Origin of the sequence: Paenibacillus wenxiniae, from assembly GCF_039822605.1 — a bacterium.
Classification (GTDB): Bacteria; Bacillota; Bacilli; order Paenibacillales; family Paenibacillaceae; genus Saccharibacillus; species Saccharibacillus wenxiniae.
On record NZ_JBCGUH010000002.1, the window covers coordinates 107,374 to 126,383 of the forward strand.

The 19,010-nt window shown below is 47.3% G+C and carries 15 protein-coding genes; 9 read left to right on the plus strand and 6 right to left on the minus strand.

Annotation, left to right across the window (positions count from 1 at the left end):
* Positions 1–16: 16 nt before the first annotated feature.
* From AAHF22_RS03725 to AAHF22_RS03745, 5 genes are all read left to right on the plus strand, one after another.
* The gene (locus tag AAHF22_RS03725; protein ID WP_347323627.1) at positions 17–2,173 is read left to right on the plus strand and encodes a glycoside hydrolase family 3 N-terminal domain-containing protein; all 2,157 of its coding nucleotides are present in this window, start codon (positions 17–19) and stop codon (positions 2,171–2,173) included.
* A gap of 123 nt (positions 2,174–2,296) precedes the next feature.
* Positions 2,297–3,781: a BglG family transcription antiterminator gene (locus AAHF22_RS03730; RefSeq protein ID WP_347323628.1), complete on the plus strand. Its 1,485-nt coding sequence runs from the start codon at positions 2,297–2,299 to the stop codon at positions 3,779–3,781.
* Positions 3,782–3,949: 168 nt separating this feature from the next.
* A complete protein-coding gene (locus AAHF22_RS03735; protein ID WP_347323629.1) occupies positions 3,950–5,362 on the plus strand; it encodes a TRM11 family SAM-dependent methyltransferase in 1,413 nt (470 codons plus the stop codon).
* Positions 5,363–5,551: 189 nt separating this feature from the next.
* Positions 5,552–7,246 (plus strand): M3 family oligoendopeptidase, encoded by a 1,695-nt coding sequence (locus AAHF22_RS03740; RefSeq protein WP_347323630.1) that lies wholly within the window; start codon positions 5,552–5,554, stop codon positions 7,244–7,246.
* A 285-nt stretch (positions 7,247–7,531) separates the two neighbouring features.
* On the plus strand, positions 7,532–8,740 hold the full coding sequence (locus AAHF22_RS03745) for an NUDIX domain-containing protein (RefSeq protein ID WP_347323631.1): 1,209 nt from the start codon (positions 7,532–7,534) through the stop codon (positions 8,738–8,740).
* Positions 8,741–8,889: 149 nt separating this feature from the next.
* Here the strand turns inward: AAHF22_RS03745 and AAHF22_RS03750 are convergent, their stop codons facing one another.
* The 3 genes from AAHF22_RS03750 to garR form a co-directional block, all read right to left on the minus strand.
* Positions 8,890–10,248 carry a GntP family permease gene (locus AAHF22_RS03750; RefSeq protein WP_347323632.1) on the minus strand — a complete coding sequence of 453 codons (1,359 nt, stop codon included), beginning with the start codon at positions 10,246–10,248 and terminating at the stop codon, positions 8,890–8,892.
* A 62-nt stretch (positions 10,249–10,310) separates the two neighbouring features.
* Positions 10,311–11,756, minus strand: a complete 1,446-nt coding sequence (locus tag AAHF22_RS03755) for a four-carbon acid sugar kinase family protein (RefSeq protein ID WP_347323633.1) — start codon at positions 11,754–11,756, stop codon at positions 10,311–10,313.
* A 155-nt stretch (positions 11,757–11,911) separates the two neighbouring features.
* Positions 11,912–12,814: a 2-hydroxy-3-oxopropionate reductase gene (gene garR, locus AAHF22_RS03760; RefSeq protein WP_347323634.1), complete on the minus strand. Its 903-nt coding sequence runs from the start codon at positions 12,812–12,814 to the stop codon at positions 11,912–11,914.
* Between the two features lie 194 nt (positions 12,815–13,008).
* Here garR and AAHF22_RS03765 point away from each other — a divergent pair, with 194 nt between their 5' ends.
* The 4 genes from AAHF22_RS03765 (at position 13,009) to AAHF22_RS03780 (ending at position 15,226) form a co-directional block, all read left to right on the plus strand.
* Entirely contained in the window at positions 13,009–13,629 is a 621-nt protein-coding gene (locus AAHF22_RS03765) for a GntR family transcriptional regulator (RefSeq protein WP_347323635.1), read from the plus strand.
* Between the two features lie 69 nt (positions 13,630–13,698).
* Entirely contained in the window at positions 13,699–14,244 is a 546-nt protein-coding gene (locus tag AAHF22_RS03770; protein WP_347323636.1) for a GNAT family N-acetyltransferase, read from the plus strand.
* 2 nt (positions 14,245–14,246) lie between these two features.
* The gene (locus AAHF22_RS03775; protein WP_347323637.1) at positions 14,247–14,801 is read left to right on the plus strand and encodes an NUDIX domain-containing protein; all 555 of its coding nucleotides are present in this window, start codon (positions 14,247–14,249) and stop codon (positions 14,799–14,801) included.
* Positions 14,798–15,226 (plus strand): VanZ family protein, encoded by a 429-nt coding sequence (locus tag AAHF22_RS03780; RefSeq protein WP_347323638.1) that lies wholly within the window; start codon positions 14,798–14,800, stop codon positions 15,224–15,226. Before AAHF22_RS03775 ends, AAHF22_RS03780 begins: the two co-directional genes overlap by 4 nt.
* 281 nt (positions 15,227–15,507) lie before the next feature.
* Here AAHF22_RS03780 and AAHF22_RS03785 read toward each other — a convergent pair whose 3' ends face one another.
* The 3 genes from AAHF22_RS03785 to AAHF22_RS03795 form a co-directional block, all read right to left on the minus strand.
* Positions 15,508–16,617, minus strand: coding sequence for a S66 family peptidase (locus AAHF22_RS03785; protein ID WP_347323639.1), 1,110 nt, complete (start codon positions 16,615–16,617; stop codon positions 15,508–15,510).
* A gap of 204 nt (positions 16,618–16,821) precedes the next feature.
* Complete coding sequence (locus AAHF22_RS03790) at positions 16,822–17,799, minus strand: aldo/keto reductase (RefSeq protein WP_347323640.1); 978 nt, start codon at positions 17,797–17,799, stop codon at positions 16,822–16,824.
* 255 nt (positions 17,800–18,054) lie between these two features.
* The gene (locus AAHF22_RS03795) at positions 18,055–18,855 is read right to left on the minus strand and encodes an ABC transporter ATP-binding protein (protein WP_347323641.1); all 801 of its coding nucleotides are present in this window, start codon (positions 18,853–18,855) and stop codon (positions 18,055–18,057) included.
* Positions 18,856–19,010: the final 155 nt, after the last annotated feature.

Consider the following 19,010-nt stretch of genomic DNA (forward strand, 5'->3'; position numbering starts at 1 on the left):
GGTACAGGAGCAGAGGATGAATACAACACAGATTGAAGCACTGATCAAACAGATGACACGGATGGAAAAGATCGGACAGATGACGCAGATTACAACAAGCTTTTTCAATGTAGATGGTGCGAAGGCGACAGGTACCGCTTCCCGTATGAAAGATGTTGAACAGCATAAATGGATCGTTGGTTCTGTACTGGGCAAGCTGGATGCAAAAAGTATGCTGCGTATCCAGCGCGACTATTTGCAGCATAATCGCCTGGGCATTCCGCTGCTCTTCATGACGGATGTTGTGCACGGCTATAAAACGATTTTCCCGGTTCCACTAGCATTGTCATGTAGCTGGAATCCAGATGTGCTGCGACGCACAGCGCGCGTGTCAGCTGTCGAAGCTGCCGCTGCCGGTTTTCAGGTGACCTTTTCACCGATGGTTGATCTTGTACGTGATCCGCGCTGGGGCAGAGTGATGGAAAGTTTTGGTGAGGATCGGCTGCTGCTGGGACAATTTGGGGCGGCGATGGTAGAAGGATACCAGACGGACGATTTGCAGCAGTCCGATACGTTGGCTGCATGTGTGAAGCATTTTGCTGGCTATGGCGCGGCAGAGGGCGGCAAAGATTACAATACCGTCGATCTGTCTCCGCTTTCCCTGTATAACGACTATTTGCCTCCTTATCAGCAGGCACTTCAGGCAGGAGCGCGCTTGATGATGGCGGCGTTCAATACGCTAAACGGAGTGCCTGCGACAGCGAATACATGGCTGTTACAACATATATTGCGCGAACAATGGGGATTCGATGGCACGCTTATTTCCGATTGGGGTGCCGTGAAAGAACTGATTCCACACGGCGTGGCTGCGAGTTCGGCAGATGCAGCACGTCTGTCGCTGCAAGCTGGTATCGAGATTGAAATGATGACGACCGCTTATATCGAAGCACTACCAGAGCTATGTGAACAGCATCCAGAACTGGAACAAAAGCTAGATGAAGCGGTCAAACATATTTTACAGTTAAAACAGGAGCTTGGCTTATTCGATGATCCGTATCGCGGCGTGTCCGAAGCGCGTGAACAGGAAATGATTTTGCATCCGAATCACCGTCACGCTGCTCGTGAAGCAGCAGTGCAGTCGATGGTATTATTGAAAAATCAGCAGGTGCTGCCGCTGAATAGTACGCAGAAGCTGGCGCTGATCGGACCGTATGCAGACAATCGGCATTTGCTTGGTCCGTGGTCGGTCGATGGCGATCCACAGCATGCTGTTACCGTGCTGGAAGGTTTACAGCAGCAGGGCATGCAAGTACAGTCGCTATCTACTGATGATAGTCACATCGAAGAAGAAGTTCTGCATCAGGCGATCGAGCTTATTCAGCAATCAGACGTTATTTTGCTTGCATTAGGTGAGAGAGAAGAATGGTCAGGTGAAGCTGGATCACGTGCTCATATCGGATTGCCGCACGATCAGTTAAAGCTACTGCGTATAGCCGCTGCTGCTGGCAAGCCAATCGTTGTCGTCCTGTTTGCCGGACGACCGATTGAACTGGAGGAAGTGGCACGCTATGCGGACGCCATATTACTAGCATGGTTTCCAGGTACAGAAGGTGGACATGCGGTTGCGGATATTGTGACCGGTCGCTGTAATCCGAGCGGACGTCTAACGATGAGTTTCCCGTATCATAGCGGACAAATTCCAGTGCATTACAATCATCTGAACACCGGTCGTCCCGCGCATCTATTGACGCAGGAAAAGCGCTACAAAACACAGTATCTAGACGTTCCGAACGAAGCATTGTATCCATTCGGATATGGATTAGGATATTCTGAATTTGGATATGGAAATATCGATGCGGGCACAGGCGAGCTATCAGCGAATTGTCCGCTACACGTTAGCATATCGGTAACGAATCATGGACCATATGCCGGTTGTGAAACGGTGCAGGTTTATATTCATGACCGTGTGGCCGAGATTGCTCGTCCGGTGCGAGAACTGATTGCTTATGAGCAAATTCAGTTGAATCCAGGCGAGACAGCCCAAGTAGACTATACGATTAGCGCAGATATGCTCGGTTATTATCATACGGATTTGCAATATCGCGCTGATCCTGGTGAGTTCGAGCTGATTATCGGGCCAGATAGCCGCCACGGCTCATCGGTAACGATTCGGCTTCTATCCAATGAAACGTAAACGTCAGCACTTGGTTAAAAGTAGACCTTAGCGAAAAGTAAATTAAAGCGAAAATAAAACCGACTCATTCACCAGCCATCCTTCTCCAATGCTATAATTAACATAGTATGGGGAGGGATTGTTGTGCGTGCAAGAGAGATTATTATACTGCGCATGCTTTTGCAAAAAGAACATGTGCTTCCAGCCGAATTTACGAACAGACTGGCAATCAGTCTGCGTACGGTGCGTATGGATATCCGTTCCTTGAACGAATATTACAAAGCCGTTTACGAACATTCCAGTGATACGCTGATTCGTTCTTCGCCCACACGTGGATATTATATTCACCCATCCGATGGAGCGGGTGCACGTTATTGTCTGGAACAGCTCATTGGAGAGGCACGTACGAAAAGTTACCCGGAAACAGCGAACGAACGTTTTTTGTTTTTACTGCTGCATCTTTCCTTTTTGGATCAACCGATCGCGACTCGTGATCTCGCTGAAATTATGTATGCTTCCAAAACCTCAGTTACACACAGTTTAAAAGAAATCGCTCACTATCTGACCGGCTTTGCTGGGATTCATTTGCAAACTTCTCTTAAGGGGGTACAGCTGGTTGGCTCCGAGCGAATAAAACGCCATGTCATCACAGCGACCTTGAATTATTATACATTCGGCTCGATTTTGATGGACAAAGCACTGCGCTTTATTTTCGGCGAATCCTATACGCAGCTATATACATGGCTGCAAAGTTACTTGCCGCAACTGCTGGAACGATATCAATATGATCTGATCGATAAGTCGGCAGAAGGCTTTCTGCTGGATACATTTATTACGATCAAACGGGAAGAAAAAGGCTATACTTTGGAACCAGAACCAGAACCAGAACCAGAACCAGAACCAGAACCAGAACCAGAACCACCTGCTACCTGGACAAAAGAACTGTTGCAAGCGCTTGCTGATCAGCAGACGGAATTGTCGTCAGCTGGCGCCGCCTTTTTGCAGGCATGCATGGGTGCGAAACGTGTCATTTATCATGAACCGGCGCCCCATCCGGCTGCCGCGGAAAGTGTATCGTTCACAGAGCAATTTTTACAGCTGGTGGATCGTCAGTATGGTACTTCCTACACATTGGATACCGCGTTATGTGCGCGCTTGTCCATTCACAATGAAAGCATGTTGAACCGAATCCGGCAAGGGCATTTTGAGCATAATCCGATTTTTGAACAGGTGAAAAATGACTATCCTCGACAGATGGAAATGGCTGCGTTATGCCGTCATTTACTGCCGGACACCGATCTGTCTTCGATAAACGAACACGAAATTAGCTATATGGCGCTTTATTTTGCCTCATTTGCCCGGCAGACAAAAAAAGCCGTCTTGATCTGCGATCTCGGCGAAAGTGTAGCGCATCATATGACAGGGCAGATTTACCAATCATGCGGAGAACGACTGGAAATTACGAAACGTATGTCGTTATCGCATTTGCGGCAACATATGCCGGAAACGGATATGATTATTACCGTATCACGCATATTTGACGTGCAGCTACCAGAGCATATACAGGTCGTATATGTGAATTATATACTGAACGATGAAGATATTCGCCGGATTCAGCAGCTGCTCTAATAAAAACTGCCGGTTGCGGATAATCGGTTTATCGTGCTGGCATTATTGCCGTACAAGCTTGTAGTAAAGCTTAAAGCTCTTTCCGTCATCAATGTGCTATATTAATCTACTATACGCAACTATTAAGATGGCAGTATTTTACTGTAACAATCGAAAAGAGGCACAAAGATGACTGACGATCGAGCTACAAACACAAAGAGAAACACAAACAAAAATATAAAGACAAATATAAAAACTAACGAGTATACAGCTAATCGTGCATTATGTACGCCAGCGCTGCACGACTATATTTATACGTATGCCTGCCATGAAGATGAACAAGAACTGTGCTCACTAGAGCTTCGCCGCTTACTCACGACCGATCCAACGGCGCATTATGTACGCAGTCCTATCTGTATTGCGCCAGAGCGTAGTCCATTTATCCACCAGCGACTTGATAGTTGGATTACGGCGGACACGTTGGAAGAGTTGGAGCAAAATGCACGTGAGCTGCAATTAGCAGCATACAGCGCATTGGTGGATACTGGAATAGAATCAGCCATAGGAGCAGACTCATTAGCCGAGCGACCTACACAGTTACCTGTAGAACGGTCAGCAGAAAGACGACTGGCACAGTTACCAATACTTTCAGAATTACGACAACCACCAGAACAACCAGAACAACTAGCACCACTAGAACAATCGGCATTACTAGAACCATCAGAACAACGAGAGTCGTTAGAACCATCAGAACCATCAGAACCATCAGAACCATCAGAACCATCAGAACCGTCAGAGCTGCTAAAGCTTCCAAAGCTTCCAAAGCTGTCAGAACGACCATTAGCTACCCCGCCTATAACGTTCAAACTGATCTGCCTCAATGGCGATCAGTCCTTTACGTATGAAGAAAAACGCAAATTGGAGCGCCGGATCGGGATGAATGTTCGTGCCAAAGCACAGATGAAGCAGCCCGATATATGGCTGGGCATGATCTATGTAGACGGGCAATGGCTGCTTGGACAGTTATGGCATGGAAAATCGGTATGGCTTCAGCATAATGAGAAGCCGCGTCATTATTCTACCGCGCTGAGTACGCGTGTCGCTCGCGCAGTCGTTAATATCGCTATGCCACAAATTGAAGGACGCACATTGCTTGATCCATGCTGCGGTATTGGTACAGTGCTAATCGAAGCGTTATCGATGGGCATCGATGTGACAGGCTCTGATCTGAATCCGCTCGCTGTACAGGGAGCACGAGAAAATCTATTCTTTTATAACATGCCAGATATCGTGCGCGTTGCCGATATGACACAACTGGACGGTACGTACGATGCTGTTGTACTTGATCTGCCTTATAATCTATGCTCCGTGCTAGAGGAAGCTGAACGGTTGAAGATGCTGCGCGCGACAGGTAAGCTGGCACCGCTACAGGTCATTATTTCTACCGAGCCGCTGGAGTCTTCGCTAGCTGAGGCTGGATTGGAACTGATCGAAGTCTGTCATATTCGCAAAGGACATTTTACGCGTTATGTATGGCTTTGCGAGCATTATGTACAATCAAGTCTATCATACAGATGGAATGAAATAGGGCCTATGTCCTAGAACGGATGGGAATAATTGCATATTTAATCGATGCTGCTATCGTTCAAGCCGCTCCCTGTATGGAGCATTTGTAGAATGTTTTGCAGTTTTATTCGACCAGCGGATAAAAAATCTGTTCACTTAGTGTGAAATTTAGTAACATAGAGTTAGCCGGTACATTCCGAGACTATTACAGTGAGGTGCAAGTGCATGAAGTTTAGCGAGTTTACTTATCAGCGTCCGAATATGGATGAGCTGAAAACGAATTTTGATTTGCTGCTGAACCGCTTTAAAGAAGCGTCCAGCTTTGCGGAGCAGGACGGAGCGATGGCTGATATTAACAAGCTGATCAATACGTTTTCCACACAATCCCAGATTGTATCTGTGCGTCACTCGATCAATACAGAGGATGCGTTTTACAAGGCTGAACAGGAGTTTATGGATGAGATTGGACCGGTATTCCAGGAGTACATAGATAGCTATTACAAAGCACTTGTACATTCTGCTTTCCGTAGCGAGCTGGAGCAGAAATGGGGCAATCAGCTGTTCAACTCTGCCGAGCTGACACTGAAAACATTCCATCCTGACATCATCGCTGATTTGCAACAGGAAAATAAATTAACGACCGCTTACGGACAATTGATCGCGTCGGCGAAAATTCCGTTCGAAGGGGAAGAGCGCACATTAACTCAGCTCGGACCATTCGAGCAATCGAAAGATCGCTCTATGCGTCAACGTGCAGGTGAAGCACGATATGGATTTTTTGCTGAAAATAGCGAAGAGCTAGATCGCATTTACGATGAACTGGTGAAAGTGCGTACAACGATCGCACGCAAACTGGGCTTTAACACCTTTACCGAACTCGCTTATGCGCGTATGAACCGTACAGACTACGGACCAGAGCAGGTAGCTGCATTCCGCAAGCAAGTACAGGAATATATCGTACCGGCAGCTGCTCGTTTGAAAGAGCGTCAGCGTCAACGTCTCGGTCTGGATCGTCTGACGTATTTCGATCAGTCGTTTAGCTTTGAGAGTGGTAACCCGACACCGAAAGGTGATGCAGACTTTATTATTAATAATGGTGCAAAAATGTACTCGGAGCTGTCGCCAGAGATTGATGCCTTTTACCGGATGATGCAGGAAAATGAGCTGATGGATCTGCTTAGCAAAAAAGGTAAAATGGGCGGTGGTTACTGTACATTCCTGAACGACTACCAAAGCCCGTTCATCTTCGCTAACTTTAACGGTACGTCCGGTGATATCGATGTGTTAACACATGAGATGGGTCACGCCTTCCAGGTGTACGAGAGTCGCCATTTTGAAGTGCCGGAATACATCTGGCCAACGTATGAAGCCGCAGAAATTCATTCGATGAGCATGGAGTTTTTCACCTGGCCGTGGATGGAGCTGTTCTTCAAAGAAGATACCGACAAGTACAAATTCGATCATTTGTCCGGTGCACTTAACTTCATTCCTTATGGTGTAGCGGTTGATGAATTCCAGCATGTCATCTATGACAATCCGGAATTTACACCTGCTGAGCGTAAGGCAGCGTGGAAAGCAGTGGAAGAGAAGTACTTGCCATACTGGGATCAAAGCGACAACGCATTTCTCGCAGCAGGCGGTTACTGGCAAAAGCAAGGTCATATTTATGAAGCGCCGTTCTACTATATCGACTATACGCTTGCTCAAATCTGTGCATTCCAGTTCTGGAAAAAGATGCACCAGGATCAGAAAGCTGCATGGGCAGACTATGTCAATCTATGTAAGCAGGGCGGCAGCAAATCGTTTACCGGACTCGTTGACGTGGCAGGTCTGATCTCGCCATTTGAACAGGGCTGTGTCGCTTCGGTAATCGACGATATCGAGAACTGGTTGAACGGAATCGACGATAGCAAGCTGTAAACAGTAACGGTTTGATTTATTGTATGGGAGTTGTCCATTTTCCAGCCTAATATTGAACGTAGAAGCATTGTGAGACTGAAATAGCAGTACAACAACCCCACTATTTGCGATGGAAGTCGAAACTTCCTGATCCAGATTGTGGGGTTGTCAGCATCCATATATTCATATTTAATATTGTTAGGTTACCTGGTCGTTTTTTTTGGAATCAATAATCCATCTTTTATACAGGCTGGACATGACCATAACGTTATACTCAATAAACGAAGTAGATGGAGGGAACGAAGCATGTATAATCTGCCACGGGATATTCTATTGCATCAACTGGATGTTCCTCAGTCTATATCGATTTATTTTCCAGCCATGACCGAATCGCTAAATGAACAGAGACGGTTACACGAATATATGGCATCTTTTTTTAACCATAATGAGACAGTGGATACGTGGGTACATAGTCAGGAAGTTGCGGATCAGGCGCAGCAGCTAGCAAGGCAGTATGACCAGGATGTCGAGATTGCGGTACTGGGCGGTTGGCTGCACGATATTTCAACGGTAATTCCAGATGAACATAAATTGGAGCTGGCGTTGCAATGGAACATAGAGGTGGTGGAGGCAGAGCGACAAGTTCCGTTTCTACTACATCAAAAACTATCAGCCTGGATTGCGAAAAATGTATTCGGTCGGAACGATCCAGCGCTACTGAGTGCGATCTGTTGTCATACTACTTTAAAAGGACATATGAGGACGATGGACAAACTGCTGTTTATCGCGGACAAGCTGTCATGGGCATCGTCGGATTCAGCGCCGTATATTGCGTTGATGCGGCAGGCTGTGGAGCGTTCGTTGGATGATGCGATTGATGTGTATGTAGATTATATGTTCGGTGAAAAGGGCAGGTTGGCGGTCGTGCATCCGTGGATGCAAGCCGCGCGGCGTACATTGGAAGTGGAACACTATTATCGTTCGTTAAACACGCTGTCGGCTCCAATCATATGGGGATCTGTGACCGCTTCTTTTCAGCCTATACCAGAATTAACGACCGAACAGCAAGCATTAATCAGCAATGTGTCGATTGTGCCGATGGTAGGAAATAAAGTCGTCATGATTCGTTTAACGGATGGACGCTGGGAATTGCCGGGTGGCACGCTGGAACCAGGCGAATGGCTGCTGGATGGATTACGGCGCGAAGTGGTCGAAGAAACGGGAGGGACATTGCTGGATTATACGGTGTTTGGCTATTTTGATTGTCGTTCTTCCTCGGATACGCCGTATCGTCCACATATTCCGCATCCGCAATTTATTCGGTTGGCGGGATATGGACAGGTGCAGTTGGACGGTCAGCCGCTAAATCCGCTGGATGGGGAACAGGTAGAGATTGTGGATGTGGTGAGTATGGAGGAGGCGGAGCGTCGCTTCCGCAGCACAGGACGCCATGATCTGGCAGATTTTTATCGGATGGGTTATAAGGTCTGGCAGCTGGATCAAGCGGAGAAGTAAAAGTTAGAAGATCAATAGGAAACCCATACGAAAACACTTCCGATTGGAAAAGATGCGCGGTTGTTACCAGACGTTCCTTTTCCAAACAGGAAGTGTTTTTAGTTATCCATCCTCTGAAGCAAGTTACCTGGCAATGCTTTGAAAACGTATTAGATAAACATACTTAGAATCATTACGATACCAAAAGCGACAAAACCGAGCAGCGTTTCCATTACTGTCCATGTTTTTAGCGTATCGGGTACAGACAAATTCAAATACTGCTTTACAATCCAGAAGCCTGAATCATTCACATGGGATAAAATAATCGACCCTGCACCGGTTGCGAGTACGAGCAATTCTGGACTCACCCCCGGCATTGTCACTGCAATCGGTGCGACGATACCAGCCGCCGTCGTCATAGCAACCGTAGCCGAGCCGACAGCGGCACGAATCAGACCGGCGATGAGGAAGGCGAGCAGTAGTGGCGATAAATGCGCGGTCTGGGCAAAAGCAGCGATAGCGTCACCGACACCGCTGGCGGTCAAAATTTTGTTGAAGCCGCCACCTGCACCGATCAGCAGTACGATGGAAGCAACCGGACCGAGACAATCATTCGTAAACGCCAGCAACTGCTTACTGTTGAAGCGACGTGCATAACCAAATGAATAGAGTGAGAACAGTAGAGCGATCAATAGCGCAATCACTGGACTGCCGATAAAGTCAACGACCTGACGAAACATATTCGTTTCGGGCAAAAGTAGACTGACGATCGTCGAGATCAGCATCAGAATAACCGGCAGCAAAATAGTAAATAAAGTAATGCCAAAGCCCGGCAGTTCTTTTTGTTTCGTTTCCGTAAATTGTTCCATTAGTTCGCTACTGCCCTGGATCATCACCTTCTTGGAAATCCAGCTACCGTAGAGAGGACCGGCAATGGCTGCTGCCGGTACGGATACGATTAACGCGAGAAAGATTGTTTTACCGACATCGGCGCTGAAGATGCCCACTGCCAGCATTGCCGCTGGATGCGGCGGGATCAGACTGTGTACAACTGCAAGTCCAGCGAGGAGGGAGATACCGATTTTGATCAGCGAAGTGCCGGTCTTCTTCGCGATCACGAAGACAAGCGGGAACAGCAGCACGATACCGACCTGAATAAATACAGGAATTCCGCAAATGACAGCGACGACCATCATCGCCCAGTGAACATTTTTCTCGCCAAACACGCGTACCATCGTATTGGCAATACGCTCGGCACCGCCCGATTCCGCCATCAACTTACCGAGCATCGTACCCAATCCCAGCACAATGGCGATAAAGCCGAGTACACTGCCGACCCCTTCCTGAAACGAGCTGACGATATTTTTGAGTGGCATACCTGCGATCAGGCCCATGAATACCGCGCCGAGAATGAGAGCGATAAACGGATTCATTTTGAAGCGGGCAATTAGTACGATCAGCCCGATAATGGAGATAGCTGCATAGAGCAGCAGACTGGTATGATGACTTAAACCGAATACAGTGTACATTGTTTTCCCCTCCTGCATACATTCGGTAAGGAGAGCTATGCCCTCCATGTACCGAGTTGAATTTACGAGTGATGCTGTTGGATGATCTCGACCGTTTCCCGTAGCGTAGTATCGTTGCCGACATTACCGGGGAAGACGATGTAAGGAATACCATTGAATTTGGCTTCTGCACCGGTGAGCCAGACCGGGATACCTGCGCTCACCTGACCAAGCACAAGCGCACGCTTGATAGACAGACCACGGGTAGCGACATCGCTTGAGGTAATTCCACCTTTGGCGATGATGAACTTCGGAGCGACCTGTAACGATTGCACAATATGAACCAGTGCCGTAGAAATGGTAGCACTAATCTGGAAATGATCTACGTTGTTATTCGCAGTAATCAGACGACGACTGCTGTAGACAACGACATTGATTCCGTTGGACAAATGCGTATTGGCTTCGATCTGCACACGCTGGATTTCCTGTTCACGAGTGGCATCGTCCAGCAGCAGCTCCACATTCATTTCCAATCCGATCACATCATCCAGTTGCAGTAACTGCTCCAACTGACGCGTCGTCTTCTGTACATAAGAGCCGACGATAATAATGCCACCGTGCTTACTTTGCGCATCCGCAATCAGCCGATCCGCAGGCAAGTAATCCACATCACGAATGCCAGCATATGATTTGACAAATGACGCCGCTGTACGAAAAATAAAGCGTTTTCCGTTTTGCTCTGCACGCAACAGTGCTAGCGACAACAGATCCATATCGGCATACGAGATCACATTGACGATAATTGGCACATTGTCAGTTGCCTGCATCAGTAGCGCATCGACCTGCTGGGGATGGCTGCGTAGTTGCTCCAGCGAAATGACCAGACATTGGGAAGCGGTGAAGCGACCTTCTGTTTTCTCCGCTACCCATTCGGTAAGATCACCGTTCTTATATCCGAATACGCGATCCTGTGCAAATTCAGTTTCGTGCACCGGCACCAGCACATCGTGATCCAGCATATAGTGGGTATTGTTGATCGTAAACCGTCCGCCTTCTAAAAAAGCTGGAATGATCAGATGCCCGTCAAAACAACGGCCCTGTCGCTGCGAAACTTCCTCTGCCAGTACATCAATTTCTAGCGGATAATACCCGCGTAGCATCGAATCACTACGGCTGATAAAGGTAAACTCCTGTCCAACTTCGTCCGCTACTTTACATACATTGGCGGCAATCTCGCGATTAATCCATTCAGCGCTCTCCGCTTCCATTGCACGTGTGTTGGTCAAAATATAAAATACTGGCTCCGGTGCGAGAAAAGCCTGCCGCAACAGTTGTTCATCCCACTGTGTTAGTACATAGATATCATGTACGGTCTGTACACCGGTGGGATCATCATCAAGCACGATGATTTTACGATTGCGTTGTTGTTGACACTGCGCAATCTGCTGCCGCGCACCATCCAGCGGCGCTTCAGCAGGCAGGTGCTGTGAAAGTTGTTCCAGTGTTACTTTGGAAAAATGGATGTTCATCCTGTTCACCTCATATCGTAATTTTGATCGTATGTGTACAGCAGGCTGATAAGGGGCGATCGATCGGTGAGTGTCGGTAAAAATGACGCTTAGCCCATGCAGTCATGCCAATGATCTGCGATACAATCATGTCAATAAATAGCAGATCGACCGTATTAATTTGTGGGATTTGCTCGAACTTCAACACCTGCTAATTTTTCAAAATACTGCACGATCCCACCGTGATCATCTGCCGCTTTGCCGTCTACTTTTAGCGCATGGAAGATTTCTAACAGTTGACTGCTCAGTGGTAGCGGAACTCCGATGTCATGCGCAGTTTCCATAACATTGGTCATATCTTTCAGATTAATATCAATCCGTCCGCCGGCGACAAAGTTACGTTCCAGAATGAGCGGTACTTTAGCATCCAATACAGCACTGCCTGCGAGACCGCTGCGAATCGCCTCATACATCTTACCAATATCGATTCCCGCTTTGGCGGCGAAGACGAGTGCTTCGGACATCGCAGCGATATTCAAATTGACAATAATCTGATTGGCTAGCTTGGCGGTTGCCCCGGAACCGTTAGCTCCGACTCGAATGACCTGACTGCCCATAACTTCCAGCACCGGTAGAATGGAAGTGAATACGCTCTCATCTCCGCCCACCATAATCGCCAGCGTACCATCAATCGCTTTCGGTTCACCGCCGCTGACAGGTGCGTCGATCATATGTAAACCGGCAGTTTGTACAGCTACGGCGATATCGCGTGAGATGACGGGCGAGATTGAACTCATATCGACAATAATGCTACCCGAAATAGCCCCTTGCAGTACGCCATGCTCACCGAGTACTACTTGCTGTACATGACTGGAGTTTGGCAGCATCGTAAAAATAATTTCGCTCTGCGTCGCGACTTCCGCTGGAGTTGCCGCGCTGCGCGCACCTTGCGAAACTAACTTCTCCACAGCGGCTGTATTAATATCGAATACCGTCACCTCATAACCAGCTTGCAGCAAGTTACTTACCATAGGTCGTCCCATAATGCCGAGCCCGATAAATCCTAAACGGTTGTGCATCTATCATTCCTCCTATTCCTCTTTTGAAAGCGGTATCAATTTCTATTTGAAAGTTATTGTACACAAAAAAATAATTTTTGTATACATTTTTAATTAAAATGTATTCTTTTACATTTGGAGTGCTGGAAGCTTCTTGGTATGAGGTTGTGCATTAAAATGATTTTCGCTAAAGTAAACAACAGAGGTGAACAACAATGGAACAGGATCATGGCAAAGCACGTTCCGCTTATGCGCAGTCGTATGAAGTGTTGCGGGATATGATTTTGAACGGTCAGTTAACACAGGGAACGAAACTAGTAGAGGAAAAGCTAGCTGCCGAGTTAGGTGTCAGTCGCACACCGATTCGCGAAGCAATCCGCAAATTGGAGCAAGAAGGACTGATCGTCAACAAACGAGTAGTCAAGCTGACGGAAACCGATTTGCGCAATACTTTTGAATTGCGAATGTTGTTGGAAGGCTATGCTGCTCGTAGTGCCGCCACATTTCTATCTGCCGCCGAGCTTAATAAGCTGAAGCATTGTGTGCAGATTGGACGTGAAGGCAGCAAGGACGAGATTATGGAAGCCAATCGCGAATTTCACGAAATCATTATGCAGGCGAGTAACAATACACGGATGATCGATCTGTTTGACCAGATGCAATCGGTTATTTACTTGTTTCGGCAAAAAGTTGTGCTGCATGATCGACCGTTTCTGATCGAAGAACATGCGCGTATTTGCGAAGCGATTCAAGCGCATGACGGCGATACAGCGGAGAGGTTGATGAAGGAGCATTTACAGGCAGATTTGGACTTTTGTCTGCATTTGATTCGCTAACCGATATGTTGATCCATACAACCATATCATGCAACAATAGGATCAAACTAGCCGAAGGAGGTCGTGCACATGATCATCCGCCAAGCCAGATCGGGCGATGAAGCAGGCATTGCCATCGTTCATGTACAGAGCTGGCAGACGACCTATGCCGGCTTACTGGATATGGCGTATTTGCAGCAGCTATCTGTGCCACAGCGTCAGCAGGCATGGCAGGAGCAATTGAAACGAATAGACGAGCAGTATCAACTGTTAGTTTTGGAAGATGAAAGGGGAGTCATTACCGGTTTTATCAGCGGTGGAAGGAGCCGTGAACCGGTTATATCCAATGGACAGCGCGAGGGGGAAATCTACGCGCTGTATTTGCTATCGTCGGTGCAAGGAAAAGGGGGGGGCGGACAATTGCTATCCCGGATGCTGCAATGGATGCAACAACAGCAATATGATCATGCAATCGTCTGGGTACTGCGCGACAATCCGACTGTGCGCTTTTATGAGCATTATGGAGCTGTACCTTACAGGGAGCAAACTATTAAAATTGGCGGTCGATTGTACCGTGAGATTGCGCTGCGCTGGAGCAATTTACACAAGCACTCTTACATAGAAAAGGAGACCTAACGATGAACATACGCATCTCCTGTCTCTGCCTGTTTGAGCAGGCAGGACGGTATCTGTTTCAGGAAACGATATATGCCAGTAGCGGAAGGATAATGTATCGTCCTATTGGGGGCACGATGGAATACGGGGAGCAAAGTGTGGATACAGTCGTTCGCGAAGTGCAGGAGGAGATTGGCGCGATGATTGGGCAGCCTACTCTGCGTTATATTATCGAAAATCACTACGAAACCAACCGGCAGGAAGTCGCCGAAATGAATGGTGTAATGGTGGAGGAATTGCCTGAGCAGCCGCAACATGGACATGATCTAGCTTTTATTTATGAAGGGACATTGCCGGATCAGCAATGGTATGAACGTGAAGTGATCGAGGGGATTGAAGGAGAAGTGACGTATCGATCAGTCTGGAAAACGCTGGAGGAGATTGAGCACCAACAGCATGCGCTGCTCGTACCGAATGGGTTGTTGGAATTACTGCTTGCCGATACGAAGGGCGAACACTATCGTTCGTTTGTGCATCATCGTGTACAGTCTTCACATTCGATGCCATCTTTAGGATGAATAAGAGACATGCGACTTTTTTAATGATCGGTTATACGCTTTTGCTGCTGTACTGGATGTTTTTTGGATTTGGTCGTCATGCGCCAGATCAGGATACGCCGTACCGGTATAATGTGATTCCGCTGCGTACAATTACCGATTTTGCAACGATGCGTATTGGAACGGTGATCGATCAGTGGATTAATTTGCCAGGAAATATCGCTGTGTTTGTGCCGTTTGGGCTGTTGATTCCAATGATGTGCAACGTGCGATTGTTGCCTTTTGCAGGTGGATTTGCGCTGTTCATTTTGTTGCTGGAGCTTTTGCAGCTTGTGACGAGACGTGGCACATTTGATGTGGATGATATTATACTGAATACGCTTGGCGCTTGTTTAGGTTATGTTGGTTTACATTCGGTTTTGCATCTATGGGCACGAAAGAAATAATAAACATCCCCTGTAGCTTTACCTGGATCATACATTAACCTGCTAGCGGATGAACTTCTACGTTCCGTTACATAAAGGTCAGTGTGTAAGATGGGAGCAGCACAGGGGATTTTAGGTTCACAATAGGAATTGCACAGCCAATGAGCATTTACTCTAACGTAGTCCAATTCGTATCTAAAATAGATTCATATCTATATTAGGAAAGATAACCGCCTGACTGCATATCGAAAGTTGTAACGCATCGTTACGGTTAATTTGTTACGTTCAACCAGCCTTTGTTCTCAATTCAGCGTCTGAACAATAGTTCCGTGGCCATCTATGACCGTAAGTTCCGCTTTCGCTCCATTAATTAAAGTGACCTGGGGCGGGATATGTCCAATATCCACACCATAAACGACCGGAATTCGCAGTTCATCAAACACCATATGCAGTGCATCCAGCAGTTCAAATTCTTGCAGCGGCTCATAGCCCGCCGGTCTGCCGATCAGTACAGCACGGGTATGCTGGAACCAGCCAGCCTGTTGCATTTGCCACAGATGTCGATAGATAGCACCCGCATTCATTTCACAGCTTTCCAGATACCAGATCATTCCGTCTTTTGCGCCATAGTGCTGGATAAAATCATTTACCGGTGCCCACGGCGTACCCACTAACGCGGCTAGCACATCCATACATCCACCGATAAGACGCCCAGACATATGTAGCTCAGCATCGGGCTGCTCCTCGTGACCAAGCCATTCCCAGCGCGTTGGCGCATCCAGATTGAATCCAGCTTTAGTGTAATCGGCCTTCGATTGATACTTTGCCGATGATTGCTGCTCGATCGGTTGTCCTGCCGCTGCGGTCAACAGATCATGCCAGCGTGACGTTGTCTTATCTTTCGACTCAGCGATATCGATCCCGCTTGGCCCGTGTGCACTCCCATACCCGGTTTGCAGTGTATAGGCAAAAGTAAGCGTGCTAATATCCGAAAATCCCAGAATCCATTTCGGAGGTAACTGACGGATACGATCCCAATCCAATAGCGGCAACAACTCCATTAAAAATTCGCCACCCCACGGTGGAATGATCGCTTTCACCTCTTCATCAAGCAAATAGCGCTCCAATTCCGCCGCACGCTCCGCTCTAGGCAAGCTCACGCATTTATAATTCGTCCACATACTCTCGCCGATCATTGGCTCATATCCAAGCTCAGTCAAATAATCGCGCATACGATGTGCAAGTGGATGGAGATCAGCACGTAGACCGCTGGAAGGAGCGGTCAGGGCGATACGATCACTAGGCTGAAGTGGTGGAGGGAAAGCGATAGTGGATGGATAGTCTACACGATGTGTACCAGCTATTGGTGCAGGTATAGCGTCTTTCGCATTAAAGTTAGAAGATGAATTCATCGAAGCCCTCCTGTAGGAAGTAATAGATTGAACTTTTATAAGATATTGAACCTGTATAAGGTGATGTAGCGTGCTGCGTAATAATCACTTTTTTGCGAAGTCATCATTGTTTTGCTGTGCTTGACATAGTATGTCTCATATTAGACATGTATTGTTAAAGGAAGAGATATCGATTTAGATCAGAGCCACAACGGGATGAATGTCTTACCACAGACGATAGGTAGCGAACGGTTCACTATATCGGAATGGCTTGCTCAGATGCTCCAGTTCTGCTTTGACCTTATCACTAAGCACGACGTTGACACTGTTTAGATTATTGTTCAGCTGGGCCACAGAGGTTGCACCTGCAATAATGCTCGATACGGCAGGCTTTTCCATTAGCCAGGCAAGTGATAATACCGCTGGATCGATTGATAAGGAACGCGCTGACCAGCTAATTCCGTCAGCCAGACCGATGCGCTCGCCGGTCATCAGTCGATTAAAGGAAGGGTCTTTGTCTGCACGCGAGCCTGCTGGCGCTTCATCTTCCTGCGAATATTTACCGGTCAAAATGCCGCCTGCGAGTGGGAAATAAGGAATAATGCCAACACCTTGATCCAGACAGAGCGGTATCAATTCTTGCTCGGGTGTGCGGTCAGCAAGCGAATACGATGTCTGAATCGATACGAATCGTTCTAGTCCCAATCGATCGCTAATACCGAGCGCCTTCATGAGTTCCCATGCAGCATAATTGGAAGCGCCGATATAGCGAACTTTACCGGATTGTACAAGATGCTCCAGCGTACGTAGCGTCTCTTCAAGCGGTGTATGCGGATCAAAGGTATGAATCTGATACAGATCCACATGATCGGTTTGTAGACGGCGGAGACTATCCTCCAATTCTCGTTGTAAATGATAACGTGACGAACCGCGCTGATTGGCGCCATCTCCACGTGGCAAGCCTGCCTTGGTGGCAAGAATGACCTCGTGACGTTTCGCTCCTTGCAGCCCTTCACCGATAATTTCCTCGGAAGCGGTATTGGCATAAATATTAGCTGTATCAATAAAATTCACACCGCTATCGATAGCGGCATGCAAAATTTGGATCGATGTTTTTTTATCGGCGCGTTTACCGAAGGAATTGGTGCCGAGTCCAAGCAGAGAAACCTGCAAGCCACTGCGACCAAGATATCGATATTTCATAAATAGGTAAACCCCTTTCGCTGGATGATGATTAGTTAAATAATATAGCTGAATACTGCTAGTATGAGCCAAAAGGAAGCGACTGGTGTCGTTCGAATCTACCTATATCCAAGTGAAGTAACACCACTACACTATACAGGTATGTCTCTGGAAAGAGACATGATTCGTCAGAGTGAAATGTACACAGGTTGGTAGGAGAGAATCGTTAAGCAGCAGATCATTGATCCATAAGCCCTATGTTTTATACAATAACGATTATGTCTGCGAGCGATCCTCCTGTCCGGTCAGCCGAATCGAATAACGTTCACCGGGTTCAGGACGTACATCGACAGCGATGTTGAAAAATGTACTTAACCGTTCGGAAGACAGCATATCCGCCGTATTTCCCGCATCGAATACTTGTCCACCACGTAGCAATAACGTTTTGTTAAAGCAGGGCATAATTTCTTCGATATGATGGGTCACATAAATGAGTGTCGGCGCCTGTGCACTTGTTGCAATATGCTGCACACGATGCAGCAGTTGATCCCGTGCAAAAATATCCAGGCCTGTACACGGTTCATCCAAAATGAGCAATTCCGGCTCAGCCATCAATGCGCGCGCAATCAGGATACGTTGCCGCTCTCCTTGAGATAAGGTATCATAGGTGCGTCCAGTCAGATGCTCTGCATCCAGCTGACGCATAAGCGAACGAGCCTGTTCTCGTTCCTGCTCACCAATTTGGCTATATACGCCAATGGAGGCGAATTTGCCGCTTAACACGATACTTTCTGCTGTATCACGTCCATGCAGACGCTGCTGTAACGATGTGCTCACCCAGCCGATCTTTTTGCGATGTTCTCGCAGGTCGACTTCGCCATATTTTTCGCCAAGTACCGCTACATTGCCGTTGGTCGGCCATATGTATCCATTAATCATATTAAGCAGCGTCGTTTTGCCGGAGCCATTAAGCCCGAGCAAACACCAGTGTTCCCCCGGCTGCACCTGCCAGGAAATATCGTTGATAATAGTACCTGTCTCACGTTGCCAGTTCACATGCTGAATATCGATAATCATGGTGGTCGCTCCTTCAATTCAGATTCAGCTAGCTGTGCATTACATTGGTCTGTATGAGATCGGGACATGCTTATCGATGTTGCCAAATAAAGCAGCGTGCCGATCGTATCCTAAATGCAAGCTGTATATTAAAATGATTATATCATCAATTGTCT

Excerpts from the sequence above, each read along its gene's own strand:
- AAHF22_RS03725 (WP_347323627.1), top strand. The coding sequence starts at position 17 with ATGAATACAACACAGATTGAAGCACTGATCAAACAGATGACACGGATG.
- garR (WP_347323634.1), bottom strand. The coding sequence starts at position 12,814 with ATGCACAACCGTTTAGGATTTATCGGGCTCGGCATTATGGGACGACCT.
- AAHF22_RS03765 (WP_347323635.1), top strand. The coding sequence starts at position 13,009 with ATGGAACAGGATCATGGCAAAGCACGTTCCGCTTATGCGCAGTCGTAT.
- AAHF22_RS03780 (WP_347323638.1), top strand. The coding sequence starts at position 14,798 with ATGAATAAGAGACATGCGACTTTTTTAATGATCGGTTATACGCTTTTG.
- AAHF22_RS03740 (WP_347323630.1), top strand. The coding sequence starts at position 5,552 with ATGAAGTTTAGCGAGTTTACTTATCAGCGTCCGAATATGGATGAGCTG.
- AAHF22_RS03735 (WP_347323629.1), top strand. The coding sequence starts at position 3,950 with ATGACTGACGATCGAGCTACAAACACAAAGAGAAACACAAACAAAAAT.
- AAHF22_RS03745 (WP_347323631.1), top strand. The coding sequence starts at position 7,532 with ATGTATAATCTGCCACGGGATATTCTATTGCATCAACTGGATGTTCCT.
- AAHF22_RS03750 (WP_347323632.1), bottom strand. The coding sequence starts at position 10,248 with ATGTACACTGTATTCGGTTTAAGTCATCATACCAGTCTGCTGCTCTAT.
- AAHF22_RS03795 (WP_347323641.1), bottom strand. The coding sequence starts at position 18,855 with ATGATTATCGATATTCAGCATGTGAACTGGCAACGTGAGACAGGTACT.
- AAHF22_RS03785 (WP_347323639.1), bottom strand. The coding sequence starts at position 16,617 with ATGAATTCATCTTCTAACTTTAATGCGAAAGACGCTATACCTGCACCA.
- AAHF22_RS03770 (WP_347323636.1), top strand. The coding sequence starts at position 13,699 with ATGATCATCCGCCAAGCCAGATCGGGCGATGAAGCAGGCATTGCCATC.
- AAHF22_RS03755 (WP_347323633.1), bottom strand. The coding sequence starts at position 11,756 with ATGAACATCCATTTTTCCAAAGTAACACTGGAACAACTTTCACAGCAC.
- AAHF22_RS03790 (WP_347323640.1), bottom strand. The coding sequence starts at position 17,799 with ATGAAATATCGATATCTTGGTCGCAGTGGCTTGCAGGTTTCTCTGCTT.
- AAHF22_RS03775 (WP_347323637.1), top strand. The coding sequence starts at position 14,247 with ATGAACATACGCATCTCCTGTCTCTGCCTGTTTGAGCAGGCAGGACGG.